The sequence below is a fragment of the Vibrio sp. 2433-A1 genome, assembly GCF_056726085.1.
The window spans coordinates 87,675-104,278 of the sequence record NZ_JBRESC010000008.1; the positions used below are offsets into that span (position 1 = coordinate 87,675).

At 44.7% G+C, this 16,604-nt stretch carries 16 protein-coding genes; 7 read left to right on the plus strand and 9 right to left on the minus strand.

Features of this window, described 5'->3' with window-relative positions; translation table 11 throughout:
- Positions 1–55: 55 nt before the first annotated feature.
- The 3 genes from ACU01J_RS10135 to ACU01J_RS10145 form a co-directional block, all read right to left on the minus strand.
- Positions 56–1,576: a sodium:solute symporter family protein gene (locus ACU01J_RS10135; protein WP_481085592.1), complete on the minus strand. Its 1,521-nt coding sequence runs from the start codon at positions 1,574–1,576 to the stop codon at positions 56–58.
- 216 nt (positions 1,577–1,792) lie between these two features.
- Positions 1,793–2,185 (minus strand): RidA family protein, encoded by a 393-nt coding sequence (locus tag ACU01J_RS10140; protein WP_053439282.1) that lies wholly within the window; start codon positions 2,183–2,185, stop codon positions 1,793–1,795.
- A 66-nt stretch (positions 2,186–2,251) separates the two neighbouring features.
- Positions 2,252–3,685: an N-acyl-D-amino-acid deacylase family protein gene (locus ACU01J_RS10145; protein ID WP_481085593.1), complete on the minus strand. Its 1,434-nt coding sequence runs from the start codon at positions 3,683–3,685 to the stop codon at positions 2,252–2,254.
- Between the two features lie 180 nt (positions 3,686–3,865).
- On the opposite strand from ACU01J_RS10145, the gene ACU01J_RS10150 reads away from it, so the two are divergent.
- From ACU01J_RS10150 to ACU01J_RS10170, 5 genes are all read left to right on the plus strand, one after another.
- Positions 3,866–5,128 (plus strand): amino acid deaminase, encoded by a 1,263-nt coding sequence (locus tag ACU01J_RS10150; RefSeq protein WP_481085594.1) that lies wholly within the window; start codon positions 3,866–3,868, stop codon positions 5,126–5,128.
- 111 nt (positions 5,129–5,239) lie between these two features.
- The gene (locus ACU01J_RS10155; protein WP_481085595.1) at positions 5,240–6,103 is read left to right on the plus strand and encodes a MurR/RpiR family transcriptional regulator; all 864 of its coding nucleotides are present in this window, start codon (positions 5,240–5,242) and stop codon (positions 6,101–6,103) included.
- Positions 6,104–6,254: 151 nt separating this feature from the next.
- On the plus strand, positions 6,255–6,842 hold the full coding sequence (locus ACU01J_RS10160; RefSeq protein WP_481085596.1) for a sugar O-acetyltransferase: 588 nt from the start codon (positions 6,255–6,257) through the stop codon (positions 6,840–6,842).
- 269 nt (positions 6,843–7,111) lie between these two features.
- Positions 7,112–7,645, plus strand: a complete 534-nt coding sequence (locus ACU01J_RS10165) for a YbhB/YbcL family Raf kinase inhibitor-like protein (protein WP_481085597.1) — start codon at positions 7,112–7,114, stop codon at positions 7,643–7,645.
- 22 nt (positions 7,646–7,667) lie between these two features.
- Positions 7,668–8,450 (plus strand): helix-turn-helix domain-containing protein, encoded by a 783-nt coding sequence (locus ACU01J_RS10170; protein WP_481085598.1) that lies wholly within the window; start codon positions 7,668–7,670, stop codon positions 8,448–8,450.
- Positions 8,451–8,543: 93 nt separating this feature from the next.
- Here the strand turns inward: ACU01J_RS10170 and ACU01J_RS10175 are convergent, their stop codons facing one another.
- Genes ACU01J_RS10175 through ACU01J_RS10185 form a run of 3 tightly spaced genes read right to left on the minus strand, consistent with a single transcriptional unit; the run spans position 8,544 to position 10,608 of the window.
- Positions 8,544–9,371 carry a hypothetical protein gene (locus tag ACU01J_RS10175; RefSeq protein ID WP_481085599.1) on the minus strand — a complete coding sequence of 276 codons (828 nt, stop codon included), beginning with the start codon at positions 9,369–9,371 and terminating at the stop codon, positions 8,544–8,546.
- Positions 9,371–10,240: an ABC transporter ATP-binding protein gene (locus ACU01J_RS10180; protein ID WP_481085600.1), complete on the minus strand. Its 870-nt coding sequence runs from the start codon at positions 10,238–10,240 to the stop codon at positions 9,371–9,373. The genes ACU01J_RS10175 and ACU01J_RS10180 overlap by 1 nt, the downstream gene beginning before the upstream one ends.
- Positions 10,237–10,608: a GntR family transcriptional regulator gene (locus ACU01J_RS10185; RefSeq protein WP_134834898.1), complete on the minus strand. Its 372-nt coding sequence runs from the start codon at positions 10,606–10,608 to the stop codon at positions 10,237–10,239. The genes ACU01J_RS10180 and ACU01J_RS10185 overlap by 4 nt, the downstream gene beginning before the upstream one ends.
- Before the next feature lie 194 nt (positions 10,609–10,802).
- Between ACU01J_RS10185 and ACU01J_RS10190 the strand changes: the two genes are divergently transcribed.
- Positions 10,803–12,791, plus strand: a complete 1,989-nt coding sequence (locus ACU01J_RS10190) for a U32 family peptidase (protein WP_481085601.1) — start codon at positions 10,803–10,805, stop codon at positions 12,789–12,791.
- A gap of 160 nt (positions 12,792–12,951) precedes the next feature.
- Entirely contained in the window at positions 12,952–13,851 is a 900-nt protein-coding gene (locus tag ACU01J_RS10195; RefSeq protein ID WP_481085602.1) for an AraC family transcriptional regulator, read from the plus strand.
- Between the two features lie 19 nt (positions 13,852–13,870).
- Here ACU01J_RS10195 and ACU01J_RS10200 read toward each other — a convergent pair whose 3' ends face one another.
- The 3 genes from ACU01J_RS10200 to tnaC form a co-directional block, all read right to left on the minus strand.
- Positions 13,871–14,485 (minus strand): TetR family transcriptional regulator C-terminal domain-containing protein, encoded by a 615-nt coding sequence (locus tag ACU01J_RS10200; protein ID WP_481085603.1) that lies wholly within the window; start codon positions 14,483–14,485, stop codon positions 13,871–13,873.
- Positions 14,486–14,734: 249 nt separating this feature from the next.
- Entirely contained in the window at positions 14,735–16,159 is a 1,425-nt protein-coding gene (gene tnaA / locus ACU01J_RS10205; protein ID WP_481085604.1) for a tryptophanase, read from the minus strand.
- Positions 16,160–16,401: 242 nt separating this feature from the next.
- The gene (gene tnaC, locus ACU01J_RS10210; RefSeq protein WP_481085605.1) at positions 16,402–16,545 is read right to left on the minus strand and encodes a tryptophanase leader peptide; all 144 of its coding nucleotides are present in this window, start codon (positions 16,543–16,545) and stop codon (positions 16,402–16,404) included.
- Positions 16,546–16,604 lie beyond the last annotated feature (59 nt).

Below are 16,604 nucleotides of genomic sequence, written 5' to 3' on the forward strand. Positions count from 1 at the left end.
AGGCTAACCTTGTCAGATAAGGTGGCTCATTGAGCCACCCAGTTTGAGTGTTTAACTATGATGCACTTTGTGCGGCTTTACGATTTTCAAGAGAAGGATCTTGTTCTATCTGACCTTTGTCTGATAATTCCATCTCCATCAGAGCGCGTTCGTCATCAAGAATTGCGCGTGCCATCTCTGGTGTGACTTGGTTTGCCGGAGTCAGCAAGCTCACTACTACACCGAGTGTCAGAGCAAACAGACATGATGGGATAACAGGGTTGCCCCAGAAGGCTGTTAGGTCAGCGCTTAGCATTACCGTGAATGACGCTACGGACGCACCCGCTAGTGTCGCCAACGCACCTTGCCAGTTGTAACGTTTCCAGAAGCGACCTAGCATTCCGCACACAAACATGCCTGACATAACCGTAGAAATCATTTTCGTGATGTAGCCAATGATGTCATTCGATGTCAAAGCAAACAGTAGTGCACAGCCAATCACCACAACTAACGCCAGGCGCGAATAGTTCAGCATTGACTCTTTATTTGGTACGCGACCTGTAAACATCACGTAGACATCACGCAATAGAATTGATACACCCGCAATTGCGTCAGAACTCGCGCTCGACATGGTTGCAGAAAGACCCGCGATAAGAACAATCATACCAACACCAACAGGTAGCACCGTTGCTGCAATGTATGGGAATGAGAAATTCGGGTTCTCAAGTGTTGGGTCAATCGCATGTGCAGCCATACCGATGATTGCAGGTATAATTGAGAAGAATAGGTACAGAATACCTGAGCCAACAAAGGAACGACGAATCGTAGACACATCTTTACCAGAGTAGATACGCTGGCGGAACGATGGAGTAGCCAGTACACCGACACCAATCACAACTGCAAGAGAAATAGCTGGTAACAGGCCTAGTTTTTCAATCGCTAGGAAGCTAGTTGCCGCAGGGTCCATTGCTTCATATAGGTTGTCTAGGCCACCAATATGCTGCACTGAAAGCACTGCCATGAGTATAAAGCCAACAAATAAGATGATGGCTTGAATAGTATCGGTCCACACTACCGCAGTGTAACCACCAATAACCACGTAAATCGTAAATGCTGCTGCAATCACAATTTTGGCAGTACTGAGATCAATGTTCGCAATCCATGCTAGGTACATACCCCCGCCGAGAATATGCGCACCTAACCAACCAATTGATGCAATGAAAATAAGTAGACCAACAACGTTTTTGACAATGCGATTTGCCCCCACATAGTAAGCAAGCTCTTCACTCATTGTCATAAAATTGAGTTTACGCACTGGCGCAAACCATAGCGCGAGCAACAAAATACCGATGGCACCACCAATACCATACAGTGCACCAGCCCAACCATTGGCGTAACCAAAGCCAACCGCGCCCATACTTGAGCCCGTGCCAACCATGGTTGCAACCGTGGTACCTAAAACAAGAAACAGAGGAAGGCCACGACCACCTAATAGAAAATCTTCACCTGATTTTTGGTTACGAGAAACAAACCAACCAAGCCAGATTAAAAACAGGACATATACGCCAAAGCCAGTAAGAAACAGTGTGCTATTCATCGAACACCTCTTGGGAAAAATCCGTATTAATTTCGATTTATTACAACAGCAGCAATTAAATATTATTCCTATATAAACAGTCAGAAATAAAATATATATTTTAACTAACCATTTATAGCGCTGTTGCTTATTTTATATTGTAGGAGAGGAAGTGACGGGATAATTCTAACAGGGATAAGAAACACCCCGACACTTGATACTAATTATTTGTGATGTTTATCTACGATCTTCACGGTAGCAAGTCACATCAACTTCAACTTTCACATCGACCACAAGATCACAAACCATACAGATACGTGCAGGTGGGTGCTCGCCGAAGAACTCTTTAAATACTTTATTGAACGATTGGAAGTAACGAGAGTCCGTCAGCACTACTTTTACATGCACAACATCTGCTAGTGTATAGCCTGCTTCTTCCATGATGTCGACGCAGTTTTGAATGGCTAGGCGAGATTGATCAACGATACCCCCTTCCACAACTTCACCATCCGTCATTGGGGTTTGGCCAGATACATATAGGAAACCACCCGCTTCTGTTGCTCGCGCAAATGGAAGATGTTGACCACCTGTACCTGTTCCACCTTCTACACCGTAACGCTTAATAGACATATTTTTCTCCAGTATTTAAAAATTTAATTAATATAAGTAATATTTGATATTTGTTTTAGGTATTGTTTATCTTCTATAAATAAACGTACCATTTCTATTTTCGCTAACATTGCCTTCAAAATAAGACAACTCGCCATTGACAAATACAGATTCAATACCTTTTGCCATTGAAATAGGATTTTCAAAAGTTGCGGTATCTTTAATTGTATTTGGATTAAATAAAACTAAGTCTGCAAATGCACCAACACGTATTTCACCACGACCTTGAAGGTTGTATCGTTTCGCCGACATTCCCGTCATTTTGTGGATCGCTTCCGCCAGCGAGAACAGTTTTTCCTCTCGGCAATAGTGGCCTAACACTTTCGGGAAGGTTCCCCACAAACGTGGATGCGGATGCGGGTCATTAGGTAGACCATCAGAGCCGACCATAGTGAGTTTGTACTTGAGTACGCGCTTAACATCGTTTTCATCCATGCAGTGATAAACCGCACCGGCTGGTTGCAGCGCTTTAGATGCTTCCATGATCGGTAAGTCCATCTCTTGAGCGATTTGCTTCAGCATTTTACCTGCATGCTCTGGGTGAGATTCAGACCAAGTGATGAAAATGTCGAAATCTTCCGTCACTTGCTTAAGATCGAGCGTTGATGAGCTTGCTGAATATGGGTAACAGTCACATGACACATCTTGGTGCTGAGACACTTTGTCCATCACATCCAATACTTCAACCGTGCGTCCCCAGTTCCCTGCTCCAGCACACTTAAGGTGGGAAATAACCACAGGTACTTTAGCGAACTGACCCGTTTCAAATGCTTCTTCCATCGCTGAGATGATTTCTTCAAATTCGGTACGCATGTGAGTGGTGTAGATACCGCCGTGTTCACCAAGGATCTGTGCTAAGCGCATGACCTCATCGGCGTTGGCTTGTTTGGCACTGGCATAGGCTAAGCCAGAGCTCAAACCCAATGCCCCTTCTGACATTGCTTGGTCTAGTGCAGCGCGCATCTGAGCAATCTCTTCGTCGGTCGCAGTGCGCAGGAGATCATCCATCACGTTGTTACGCAGTGCAGTATGCCCGACTAACGCCGCCACATTGACCGCAGGCTTCGCTTCTTCTACCGCTTTGGCATAAGTAGCAAAAGTTGGGTATTTAAAATCTTGCTGGCTACCTAATAGGTTCATTGGATCAGGCGGGTCACCTGCGAGCACAACTGGGCTGGCGCTAATGCCACAGTTACCGACAATCACTGTCGTCACACCTTGACTGATCTTTGGTAGACACTCAGGAAAACGAATCACATTGGTATCATCATGAGTATGAACATCAATAAATCCAGGCGCGATAGCGAGCCCTTGGCCATCAATAATACGCTTAGCTTGTTCTGCACCTAGCTGGCCAATTTGTTCAATTCGATCATGACGAATCGCGATATCAGCCACATATGACTCGGCGCCGGTACCGTCAAAGACTTCTACACTTTTGATAATGGTATCGAACAACATTATTAACCTTTTTCGTCTCTCGTTTGCATGAGTTCAATATTAATAATTCCCACAGTAATAACAGTGACAAAACACACAAAAAATACAGATTTGTTTGATAGTTTCTAACATCGGCATTAGTATAGATAGCAACAAACACTAAAAATCAAACACTTAGATAATGTTAGAAGTGAGCTTGCGATGACAAATCAATACAAAAATCGTGATAAAAACTATCACACCGGCCTGCCGGGTAGTGGAGAAAAATCTCAACCTTTTCGGTCTTCTACGGGTGATACCTTCAGCTTAATTGATGATGAGATCAGCTTACCGGCGGCTGTGATTCAGCAATCACGACTTAAGAACAATCTCGATTGGATGCAGCGTTTTGCTGCTCTGCACAAGGTCAAACTCTGCCCGCATGGCAAAACCACCATGACGCCAGATTTCTTCCGTCAACAGTTAGAGCACGGTGCTTGGGGAATCACCGTTGCAACAGCGGCACAAGCTCAAGTGGCGGCTATGGTTGGTGCAAAACAGATCATTATTGCTAACCAAGTGGTGGGCAAAGCCAACATGGCGATCCTTGCTAACCTAATTGAGCAACAAAATGTTGAGATCTACATCAGCGTCGATTCCAAGCTCAACGTTAATACTCTGGGTGACTTTTTTGCTCAGCGTAAAGTAACGCTGAATCTATTGATTGAGTTTGGCGTCGAAGGTGGCCGCTGTGGGTGCCGTAATGAAAACCAAGTGGCTGAACTGGCTCACACAATTGCTCAACATGATTATCTGTCACTACGCGGCATCGAAGTCTATGAAGGCGTGATCAGTGGCGAGAATGCGGAACAAACCATTCGCGCCTTCTTGACTCAATCACTCACCATGGCGCGATCATTACAAAATGATCAATTAATCAAGCACAAGCCAATTGTCACTGGTGCGGGCTCGGCTTGGTATGATGTGGTATCAGAATGCTTAGCCAATCTAGATGATGTTGAGGCCATCATCCGCCCAGGCTGTTACGCCATCCATGACACAGGGATCTATCTCGAAGCGCAAAACAAAGTCATTGCTCGCGCGAAAAAGAACCAAGGCGCAGCGTGCGATCTCGGCGGCGACTTGCAGTCTTCATTGGAGGTTTGGGCTCACGTAATTTCACGCCCTGAACCGAATAAAATTGTTGCAGGATTGGGCAAACGTGATGTCGCTTTTGATGCAGGGCTTCCTATTCCAGAAAGAGCCTATCGAGATGGTCAGTCAATCGAAGTGGGTAAGGCAGTGACGACAGCGGTTATGGACCAACATGCCTTTATTGAAATTGACGCTGATAGCAAACTGAATGTCGGTGACATCATCGCATTTTCTACCTCACACCCATGCCTAACTATCGACAAATGGCGCTCAATAGCGATTTGCGACGACGAATATAACGTCACGCATTGGGTAGAGACTCGTTTCTAACCCAGTTCGCTTTAGTCACCCTGCTTTTTGGGTATACTAATCAGCAAAGTTTTGGTGGCGTATGACCTCGCCTTGGCTATTCGCCACCAGCAAAAAGAATAGGAAAATACGTTGAGTTTAGAAGTCGATATTATTTCGCGAATTACCGAGCGATTCAGCGCACTACGAGATGCGGAAAAGAAAGTCGCCAAATTGATCATGGACGATATAGAGACCGCCGCGAACGCTAGCATTACCGAACTAGCTGAAAGCGCAGAAGTGAGTGAAGCGACCATTACCCGTTTTGCCAAAGCGGTAGGCTGTAAAAACGTTCGTGATATGAAAATCAAACTCGCTCAAACTCTAACCGTTGGTCAGCGTTTTATCCTTGAGCCACCCGATCAAAGTGGTTACCAAGGAATATACGAATCAATTAAGCAATCGCTCGATATCAACCGTAATCTGGTCAATGAAGTTGACATTGAAACAGCAGTAGAGTGGCTGCACGGTGCAAGACAGGTTATTTCCATCGGTATGGGGGGCGGCTCGACCATTGCTTCACAAGAGATTCAGCATCGTTTATTCCGCCTTGGTTATGCTGTGGTGTCATACAACGACGGCCTGATGTCTCGTATGGTTGCCTCAACCGCCGACAGTAATGACGTTCTAGTTATGCTCTCGGCGACAGGCTACACACCAACAATTGTTGAAACCGCTGAACTTGCCAAAGAATATGGCGTGAAAGTGATCGCGATTACACCTAAGTCGACACCGCTTTCTGACATCGCGGACTTAACTCTACCGATTGAGCACCAAGAAACTGATTTTATCTACAAGCCTTCGGCATCGCGTTACGCCATGTTAGCGCTGGTCGACGTGTTATCCATGGCACTGGCAGTAAATCATAAACGCCGTTCTCGCGATAAGCTCCGTCGTCTTAAGTTAGCACTCGACTCCTACCGTGGCGGACTAGATCGTCAGCCACTAGGTGATTAAAACTCGCACTATCCTAACGCCAACTATCTCTGTTGGCGTTTTCGCATCGACTGCTGTAATAAAGAGGAAGTAATCGCGACTTAGTTTTTCTCTTTTTCTTTGCCCTACTCGGCGTATATTGAGCCCATCACTTCTAAAGCAAAATTCGCCCATGAATGAACTAGAAAAAATGATGTCAGGCCAAGTGTTTGATGGCGCAGCGCAAGAGATTGACTCGATTCGCACTGCAGCTACCCGCACTCTGCAACAATTCAATACCTGTGTGGATGAAAACCAAAGAGCTGAACTCCAACAACAGCTGTTTGGACAGGTTGGGCAGAGTATTATCCGACCACCTTTTCATTGTGAGTTTGGTAAAACCATCTCGATTGGCAATGATACCTTCATCAACATGAATGTTGTTATGCTTGACGGCGCACCAATCACCATTGGTAACAACGTTCTTATCGGACCAAGCGTGCAACTCTATACGGCCTCACACTCTCTTAATCATTTAAGTCGCCGGAAGTGGGAAACCTACTGTCTACCGATAACCATCGAAGACGATGTGTGGATTGGCGGTAATAGCGTCATCAATCAAGGTGTCACGATTGGTGCTCGCTCTGTCATTGCGGCTAACTCGGTGGTCAACAGTGATGTCCCGCCAGATTGCCTTTACGGCGGCACGCCAGCGAGATTGATTCGTAAGCTGGAAAATCGAGAAAACGACTTAACACCCAATATTGAGTCACAATATTAATTAGATCAAGCATGCCTTCTACTCAGCACCGCAGAACATTTATTGTAACAGCGTTGTGGAAGTTCTATCCCCATAGAGGCTTTCGCTTTATACACTTCCCTTGTTCCCATGCGGATACGTCCATGGAGGTTTTGTCGCTCCATGACACTCGCAAAAAAACCAAAAGTATCAATATTAACTAATAACTACCACCATGAGATACTTACTGTGATGCTACAACTTAGTGATAGGCGTAAACTGATTTCGAACTTAAGAAAAGGATCACCACTATGCAAGTAATCACTAAATCAGTATTGGCACTTAGTTTATTAGCCGTTGGCTCTGCACACTCATTTGAACTGACCAGTAACGATATTCAAGAAGGCCACCCTATGGCTAAGACGTTTGAATACAATAACTGGGGCTGTGATGGCGGCAACCAGTCACCACAACTGATGTGGAAAGATGCGCCTGCAGGGACTAAGAGTTTTGCCATCACAGCTTATGACCCTGATGCACCAACTGGCAGCGGCTTCTGGCACTGGGTCGCATTCAATATTCCCGCAAGCGTAAGTGAGCTACCACGTAGTGTGAACATTGAAAAGCTAGGTGGAATGGAGTCACGTATTGACTACGGCAGCGTTGGCTTTGGTGGCGCTTGTCCTCCTGAAGCCGATGGTATGCACCGTTACCAATTTACTGTGTGGGCGTTACCGGCTGACAAACTCGAACTCACTAAAGATACGCCAGCTGCAGTAGTAGGCTTTACATTGAACAGCTTGGCGCTAGACAAAGCCAAACTAACCGCGACGTATACTCGTTAAATTGAATCAGCAAGGAGAAATGATGAACCATCCATATCAGGTGACGATATTTCGCGCCGAGCAACTGCAAAAGCTCAGAAACGTGAGGATTCATTCCCCGAGTATCATTCAGATCATTACTGGCAGTAAACGTCTTTTTTGGAAAGGTTCAGCGTTGGAGCTTTCCCAATCAGAACTGTTACTTTGCGAAGCTTCAGCATCATTGAGCTTCGAAAACCTGCCACAGAAAGGACGCTTTCTTTCCCGCGTGTACAGTTTTCATTACTCACCAAGTGATTCAATGCTTGAGTTAAGCAGAAATAATGAGGCTAAAGAGCTAAGTCCACTGCTGGCCAGCGATAAAGCAACGCAAGATACGCTTAATGCGCTGTTCTCATTTGACCAACAAAGCATGAGCAAAGAGACGCAATCCTACTGGGTACAAGGTCTCTATCAACAATTAGCCGAGCGCGGGGTATTACATCATCTTTTTGCCAATTCAAACGCGGCCTTTAGCCAAAAAGTCAGCCGTTATCTTGCCTACGCACCTAGCGAAGATCACCCACTAGAGAAGGTAGCCGAGCGTTTTGCCATGAGCCGAGCCACGCTGATAAGAAGGCTCAAACAAGAAGGGACTCAATACCGGGAAGTATTAGCAGAAGTACGTTTAAATCATGCCTTGTACTTAATGCAAAATGGCCACACTAATGTCGCACTGCTATCGCAACTGTGTGGCTATCAGTCTGAAGGACGTTTTAGTCAGCGCTTTAAGGGTAAATTTGGCCTGACCCCAAGTGATTACATTAAAACAGTCACGAACGATTAAAGTCGTATTTCTCTTTTACGATGATTTGAGCTGTTAAAACAAAAAACCACCGAGTTTAAAGGTGGCTTTTCTTATTTTCACAAGTCACAAACGTTAGTCTGCGTATTTAGCAAACCTTAAGCTGATCACTAAACCTAGCGCGCCCAGTAATGCGTATGTCAATAGGTTGAATATACCCATATTGGCAAACGCACTGAGCGGGTTCTCTGCTGTTAGTAACTCGAACGGCAAGATAGAAATCGCTTCAATAAAGTGGCCTACACCATGTGCGCCTAGCAGTGACTTAGATACTAGTTGAATCACAAACAAAGCAACTAACATCACCAATAACGGCGAGTTCACTTTCTGCGAGATCGCGAGTGATAGCGTCGCCATTGGGATCAACGCTAGGCCAATCAACCACATACGTCCAATAAACTCTAGCCAGTTAGTAAGCACATACAATACTGACTCTCCCGTAGCGAATAGCGGAAACTTATCCCCTACAACCGAGTTAATCACCCACATAAGAAAATCAGCACTGAGCACCAAAATTGAGCAGATCACTGGAATTGCCAACAAACCAAAGCACAGCTTAACCAAATGAATCTGAATATCGCTCACTGGCATACTGCGCCAAAACATCAAACTGCCTTCTTGGCGCTCTTTGCGCAAAGTCTTCGGAAAGTAGAGCCCCGTAAGAATCAAAGACAGGATTCCGGCAAAACCAAACACCAAGTGACTTAGCTGCTTGCCCAACGCGAAGTTCGATTCAAAACCGTCACTGTAGGTCAGCTCGTAAGTCACATTACTTTGAATTGACGTATTCATGATGATACTAAACAGAAACACCACACCGCAGATAAGCAGCGCCAGTGGCACTCGAGTGACCATCTTATGCTCTAACCACTCTTTCTCTAACATGTAGATATTGGCATTCATTACGCTGCTCCTTTTTGTAAGGCTAAGAACAGATCAGCAAGTTTTACATTGTAAATTCGCTCGACATCATCCAGTTGTTCCACCTGCTCTGCACGCAATAACCAACGCGTGCTGCCCAGTGCTTTTTCGCTGGATAGCGGATTGAGGTGTTGGACTTTCTCTGCTTGTGAGTCGCAAGTTTCGACGATGACATATTCGTTTTCAATCTCACTCATCGAAGATTGCAGTAACGATTTACCTTGCTTCAAGATAAGCACATCAGTCAGCAGGTGCTCAATTTCTGACACTTCGTGGCTAGCGATAATTAAGGCTCGTTCACCATCGTGGAACCACTCAAGCAAATGGCGATAAAACGTGTCGCGATAAACCAAATCTAGACCCAGTGTAGGTTCATCTAAAATCAGCACCTTGGTGTCTGTTGAAATAACCAAAGCCAAATGAAGCTGCACCTTCATCCCTTTCGATAAATACTTAATTTTGCTGTTCAGTTTGATATTGGTTTTCTCAAGCACACGGTATGCTTTCTCAATATCGAAGCTTGGGTGTACCCCGTCGGTATAACGTAGCAGTTGATTGACCTTCATCCAATCAGGCAACACGTTGACATCTGAAATATAAGAGAGGTGCGCCATCACTTTGGCTCTTTCCCTCACTGGCTCCATACCGAGCACTTGAATATCACCTTGATAATCATGGGCGCCCAACAGGCTTTTAATTAGGGTAGATTTACCTGCACCATTGTGACCAAGTAAACCAAGCACCTGGCCTGCTTTTAGTTCTAGGTTAATGTTTTTTAGTGCCTCACCCTGCCCTTTCGCTTGGCCAGAGTACTGCTTTGACACTTGAGTCGCTTTAACTAATACACTCATGATTTGTCCTCAGCATGCTGTTTAAGCTGATTAATAAATTCGTCTAGTGGGATATCTAACTGCTTCAGTTTGCTCGCAATGGAAGGGATTTGCTGCTCAATAAAGTCTTGTCGTTGGTTACTCTTAAGTTGACCTATGGCACCATCAGCAACAAACATTCCTTGCCCACGTTTTTTCTCGACTAAGCCTTCATCAACCAGTAACTGATAACCTTTCATCACCGTTAGATGATTAATTTTCAGATCGGCAGCCACACTTCTCACTGACGGAAGCGCTTCACCTTCACACCAAATTCCTTGCAAAATCTGCTCTGTTATTCGGTCTGCTAATTGGCGAAAGATAGGCTGGTTATCATTCCATTCTGTCATGGTGTCGCCCTCATCGATTCGCTTTAGTGTTATACATAGGTATAACACTAAAGCAATTAGAAGATATTGCAAGTAGTTATGAGCATCGACAAATTCTTATTGACTCAGATTAATAAAAGGTTAACTAGAACTAGATCACACTTTTGAACCCCGTAGAATACGTGCTCATTCCTAATTTGAGTAAGAGAACAGCAGTGACACGTGATCAATTTGAGTTATTGGCTCCAGGTGGTGATTTAGATTCTATTAAAGCAGCGATTGCAGCGGGTGCCGATGCTATCTATTGTGGCTTAGATCGATTCAATGCCCGCAACCGAGCAACCAACCTCACCTTAGATAACTTAAATGGCGTTCTCGCACTGGCACATCAGCACGACTGTAAAATCTTCCTTACCTTAAACGTGTTGATTCTAGAAAGTGAAATTCCTGCCATCGTGCGATTACTTAGCCAACTTAACACCACAGCCATTGATGGTGTCATCGTGCAAGACCTTGGCTTAGCGTACATCTTGAAAAACTACTTTCCTGATCTGGATGTTCATGCCTCTACTCAGCTCAATACTCACAACGAAGGCCAGATCCTGTTTCTCAACCAGCTAACAGCCAGCCGCGTTAATCTCTCTCGTGAGTTGAACATCAATGAAATCAAGCACCTTGCTCAATTCGGCAAGCAGCACGATGTGTTAATGGAAGTGTTTGTTCACGGCTCTTACTGTATTGGTTTCTCGGGTATTTGCTACATCAGCTCAGCTCGTAATGGCGCATCCGGTAACCGTGGCCGCTGCAGTCAGCCTTGTCGTGAGCAGTATGAAACGACCAAAACAGGCAATAGCTACCCGCTAAATATGAAAGATAACTCGGCATTTGGCGATCTCGAGGCGTTAGTCGATGCGGGCGTTTACTCATTGAAAGTCGAAGGTCGAATTAAGAAGTCTCACTACGTCTACACTGTTGTTGATAACTGGCGTAAGCAAATAGATCGCTTCTGCGATGGTGTCGAGTTGTCGAATGATACCACTGAGCTTTATACCGTGTTTAACCGTGATTTCTCCAATGCGTTCTTGCAGGGTGAGTTTGGTAAAGCGATGTACATCGATAACCCTCGCGATCACGCCGTTAAGCACTTCTCTAAGGTGTATCAATGCACCAGCACTGAGCAAGTTCAGCAGGTGAAGAAGAAGCTCTACGATGACAAAACTGCCATTATTGAAACAGTAGCTTCAAAGACCGATGCAATGGTTCTCACGCCAGCCAAAGACAATAGTGCGAGCCTAAAAGGGGCGATTGATGTTCCTCAATTGAAAGCTCTGCCGCAAGCTGAACCTGTCGATACAGCGACACTGTCGGTGTTACTCTCATCAGCAGATGACTTAGGCTTGATCAACTGCTCTGATGCAAATTTCTATTACCAGCTCCCGATGGGCCTAGCAGCAGAGTGCGATAACCTGATTGAACTGTTCAGTGCCAACCCCGACCTTATGCCATGGTTCCCTGCTATTTTGATTGGTGATGACTTTGCGGCCGCAAAACGATTTTTGCAGGCGGTTAGGCCAAAGCAAATGGTAACCAACAACTCTGGCGTTGGCATCATTGCCAAAGAGCTTGGACTTCCCTGGGTTGCCGGTCCACAAATGAACATCACCAACTCTTATGCTCTTGCTTGCCTTGAACAAGAGTTCGCTTGTGCCGGTGCGTTTATTTCTAATGAGCTCAACATGAAGCAGATGCGCCACATTAAGCGCAGTGACAAGATGCAGCTGTTCTACAGTATTTATCACCCGAATACGCTACTGACAAGCCGCCAATGTTTGTTCCAACAAACGGAAGGCTGCCGCAAGATTAAAGTAAACAAAGGCTGCTTGAAGCGCTGTGAGAAACGCACATCAATCATCAACTTGAAAGACAACCCTTATGTCATCCAGAAACATAAAGGCAGTCACAACGCGATTTACAGCGAGCACAACGTCTTGAACTTAGAGGTGTTAGAGCAACTGCCGAACCTATTCAGTGACATTTTGATCGACTTGCGAGACATTCAGACTGAAACGCAAGTGAACATAGAGAAATCAGATCTGATTCAGGCATTCTTAACCCTGCTTGATAACCACAATGAAGAGAATAGTCAGTCACTTCATTCAGTAATTCAACCAACGACCAATGCCCAATATTCGAAAGGACTCTAAATAAGAGCACATCGACAAAAAAGGCCGAGAGTTCGCGGCCTTTTCGTTATCGTTATACAATTAGAACGCCAAAACCAACTCATCTTTTTACGCCCAGGTTTTAAACTCTGCCTCAATCGGTTAGCCTGAGATGATAATTCAGGGAATAAAGAGAACATAAATGGGTGTAGACTATAAAAAGCGGTTGATTCCGGTCATCCGTTACCTCGAACAAAACTATAATCAACCTCTCAACCTACCCGAAGTGGCTGCATTAGCGAACCTTTCTCCCTATCACTTTCATCGCACATTTAAAGCAGTGCAAGGAGAAACATTGGCCGACTTCATTCGCCGTTTAAGACTCGCAGCAGCAGCCGATGAATTATTCAAAACCAAACAGCCCGTCCTCAACATTGCGTTAGAGTTTGGTTTTTCTTCTTCTCAAAGTTTAGCCAAGGCGTTCAAACAACATTACGGTGTTACCCCGACCGCTTTTCGTGATTGTAAAAACTATCAAGAGTTTTCAACGCTGGCACAAAACAGCAAGATTGGACACACCTTGCGCAAGATTGGAAACGAAAGCGAGATGACAACTCCATATACTGGCCCTGAACCAACGACATGGAGAAAGACAATGGAAATGCAACAATTTGACGCAACTAAACTCGCCTACGTCAGAGTCACAGGCCCTTATGGTGAAGGTTATGAAGCCCCCTCAAACCGTTTGTATCAATGGGCTGGAATGAAAAACTTGGCGGGTAATACCTGCATCTTTATCTATCACGACAACCCAGAAGTCACACCCAATGACAAATGTCGCACCGATATCTGTTTGATGGTCCCAGCAGATACACAAGTGCCAAGCGGGATTGAACTGCAAGATTTTCCTGGTGGGCAATATGCGGTCATGCGTCAAAACATCACCGAACATAACCAATATGCCAAAGCGTGGGATGATTTGATGAGCAAGGTGATTGAAACTGGTGTTGAAAACGATGATCGCCCATGCTTTGAGCTCTATCATAGCTACGATCCGCAAACTCAGCACGCCGATGTCAGCTTTTGTACCGCGATTAAGTAACAGAAAGTCTACCTAGCTTCTAACGAAGGCTTTTTACACCACACCCTTTGATAATTAACTGAGAGAGAAACTGAGCCGCTTGATGATAGTCAGTATCATCGAGCTGCTCTTTTTGCATCACATTACAAATCTGCCAACCAAAATCCGCATAGGTTTGTGTTGCTGCCCAGATGCTAAACATCAAGTGATGAGGGGGAACATCGTCCATCAAACCTTGCTGCGACCATGTAGCAAATTTATCGATGATCATTTGTGCTTGGTTAAACAATTCTTGAGCAATATCTTCCGGCAACACTTTTGCCCCTGACATCACTTCATTGGCAAATACTTTTGAGGCGTATGGATGCTCTTGAGAAATTCGCAGTTTGGCTTGGATATATTGGCTGAGCGCTTCAACCGGGTCGGTGAGTTCTTCAATCGGGCGAGACGCTTCTAGCAAGGGCTGTGTCACGGTTTGTAATACCGCGTAGTAAAGCTTGTCTTTGGAACTGAAGTAATAGAACACGTTCGCTTTGGCAATGTCAGCCGCTTTTGCGATATCAATCATCTTAGTTGCAGCGTATCCTTGCAACGCAAACTGTTCACTGGCGACTTCAATAATCAATTGTTGATTCTTCTGCCTAATGCGAGTCATTCTTCATCCTTTATAAATGTTTACGCTATTCCAGTGTAAACATTATGTTATCGAAGACAAGTTCTATCAATCACTCTGGTCAAATCTTTACGATTTTATAATTTCACCACCTTGAGGAATGAGCACTTTATCACTTAAACCGTAATGTTCTAACGTCGAGTGAAGCGTCTCTCTGTCCACTGGGTAATAGTGGTTCACCCAATGAAAGAGATAAAAAACGCAGCTCGTGAGGAGCTGCGTTTGGGACGTTTACTTACTATCAACTTCTTTTAAACGTGCAGTGAAGTGGCGAAGCACTTCCGGCTCATAAACAAAGTCGAGCCCTTTGACGTTTTCAGCATTTGCTTTTACTTGCTCAAAGGCTTCAATGATGAAGTCCATGTGCGTTTGTGTGTAGGTTGCACGTGGGATAGTTAAACGCATTAACTCAGCAGGACAAGGCATTTGCTCACCCGTTGCAGGATCGCGACCAAGTAATAGCGAGCCAATCTCTACCGCGCGTATGCCGGCCACTTTATATAGCTCACAAGCCAATGCATGTGCTGGGAATTGGTGTGATGGAATATGAGGAAGCAATTTACCCGCATCAACAAACGCCGCGTGACCACCCGCTTGCTGACAAACCACACCGATCGCTTCTAAGCCTTCCACAAGGTATTTCACCTGGCTAATACGATAGGCTAGCCATTCTTGGCGCATACCATCGTATAAGCCAACGGCCAAACGCTCCATTGCGCCGCCTTCCAAGCCTCCGTAAGTCGGGAAACCTTCTTGGACAACACACAGCGTGCGACACTCGTTGTAAACATCGAGCAATGTGTCATCTTTAAAGCACAATAAGCCCCCCATTTGCACCATGGCGTCTTTTTTTGCCGACATAGCTAATGCGTCCGCATACTTGTAGCTTTCACGAGTAATCTGCTCGATACTCCAATCTTGATAGCCCGGCTCGCGCTGTTGAATAAAGTAAGCATTTTCCGCAAAGCGGGCCGAATCCATGATCACCGGTATCTGGTAACGCTGTGCAATGTCATACACAGCTTTCAAGTTAGCAATCGAGACCGGCTGTCCACCAGAAGAGTTACATGTAATAGTACTAACGATATAAGGTATATTTTGAGCCCCGGCTTCTAGTATTGCGTGCTCCAGTTTTTCTAGGTCAAAGTTACCTTTGAAGTCGGCACTCACTGCAGTATCAAACGCCTCTTCTGTATAAACATTTTTAGCGACACAACAGTTAATTTGCGTATGTCCCTGCGTGGTATCAAAGAAGTAGTTAGACAGTGCAACCATTTTATTGCGATCAAGCCCTTTCTCTTTTTCACGCTTTTTAATCAGCACTGGAATATAGATTTGCTCAGCACCACGACCTTGGTGAGTTGGAATGGTATGCTGGTAACCAAAGATATCACTAACCGCATCAGCCAAAGCAAAGTAACTGCGACTGCCACTGTACGCCTCATCGCCTCTCAACATTGCCGCTTGCATTTCCTGAGTAATCGCGCCAGTGCCGCTGTCAGTGAGAAGATCAATAAACACATCTTCACTATTAAGAAGAAACGGGTTCATTCCTGCTTTTAATATTGCCTGCTCACGATATTCTCTCGTGGTACGTTTTACTGGTTCGATAACACGAATACGAAATGGTTCTGGAAGGTGTTTGAAATTTTCCATGATGGTTTTCCTAATTATAAGTATAGCTATCCCTCTCCACTAAATAATTATTTCAGTAAAGATTGATTTTATTATTTCCAGGAAAAACAAAATCTTGGATATTTAAACCAAAAATTATAATTTAACTGGAAAATGACCCCATGAATTTGATCGTCAACTCCGCACCTATAGTTGAGTTTAGAAAGGTGAAGCAAAAACGCAAATGCAATGGGTAGTGCGCACAGGACGTGCAAAGCTATGACTTAATGAGGGAAGAACAGTGCGATTTTATAATCAAGGGTAAACCAAACACTAGAACTATTATATGTTTTCATGCTACCTCCTTGTTGATAATAAAATGCCACGGTAACCAGTATAAGATAATCATAAGTTATATATTTAATCATCTTTTAGTTCATCAAATGTGACCCTGTCGACGAAATATTAGCCAGCTAGAAAAACATAG

What these genes read in the sequence shown, in the direction of transcription:
- ACU01J_RS10135 (WP_481085592.1), bottom strand. Translation starts at nt 1,576, where the DNA reads ATGAATAGCACACTGTTTCTTACTGGCTTTGGCGTATATGTCCTGTTT.
- ACU01J_RS10140 (WP_053439282.1), bottom strand. Translation starts at nt 2,185, where the DNA reads ATGTCTATTAAGCGTTACGGTGTAGAAGGTGGAACAGGTACAGGTGGT.
- ACU01J_RS10145 (WP_481085593.1), bottom strand. Translation starts at nt 3,685, where the DNA reads ATGTTGTTCGATACCATTATCAAAAGTGTAGAAGTCTTTGACGGTACC.
- ACU01J_RS10150 (WP_481085594.1), top strand. Translation starts at nt 3,866, where the DNA reads ATGACAAATCAATACAAAAATCGTGATAAAAACTATCACACCGGCCTG.
- ACU01J_RS10160 (WP_481085596.1), top strand. Translation starts at nt 6,255, where the DNA reads ATGAATGAACTAGAAAAAATGATGTCAGGCCAAGTGTTTGATGGCGCA.
- ACU01J_RS10165 (WP_481085597.1), top strand. Translation starts at nt 7,112, where the DNA reads ATGCAAGTAATCACTAAATCAGTATTGGCACTTAGTTTATTAGCCGTT.
- ACU01J_RS10170 (WP_481085598.1), top strand. Translation starts at nt 7,668, where the DNA reads ATGAACCATCCATATCAGGTGACGATATTTCGCGCCGAGCAACTGCAA.
- ACU01J_RS10175 (WP_481085599.1), bottom strand. Translation starts at nt 9,371, where the DNA reads ATGAATGCCAATATCTACATGTTAGAGAAAGAGTGGTTAGAGCATAAG.
- ACU01J_RS10180 (WP_481085600.1), bottom strand. Translation starts at nt 10,240, where the DNA reads ATGAGTGTATTAGTTAAAGCGACTCAAGTGTCAAAGCAGTACTCTGGC.
- ACU01J_RS10185 (WP_134834898.1), bottom strand. Translation starts at nt 10,608, where the DNA reads ATGACAGAATGGAATGATAACCAGCCTATCTTTCGCCAATTAGCAGAC.
- ACU01J_RS10195 (WP_481085602.1), top strand. Translation starts at nt 12,952, where the DNA reads ATGGGTGTAGACTATAAAAAGCGGTTGATTCCGGTCATCCGTTACCTC.
- ACU01J_RS10200 (WP_481085603.1), bottom strand. Translation starts at nt 14,485, where the DNA reads ATGACTCGCATTAGGCAGAAGAATCAACAATTGATTATTGAAGTCGCC.
- tnaA (WP_481085604.1), bottom strand. Translation starts at nt 16,159, where the DNA reads ATGGAAAATTTCAAACACCTTCCAGAACCATTTCGTATTCGTGTTATC.
- tnaC (WP_481085605.1), bottom strand. Translation starts at nt 16,545, where the DNA reads ATGATTAAATATATAACTTATGATTATCTTATACTGGTTACCGTGGCA.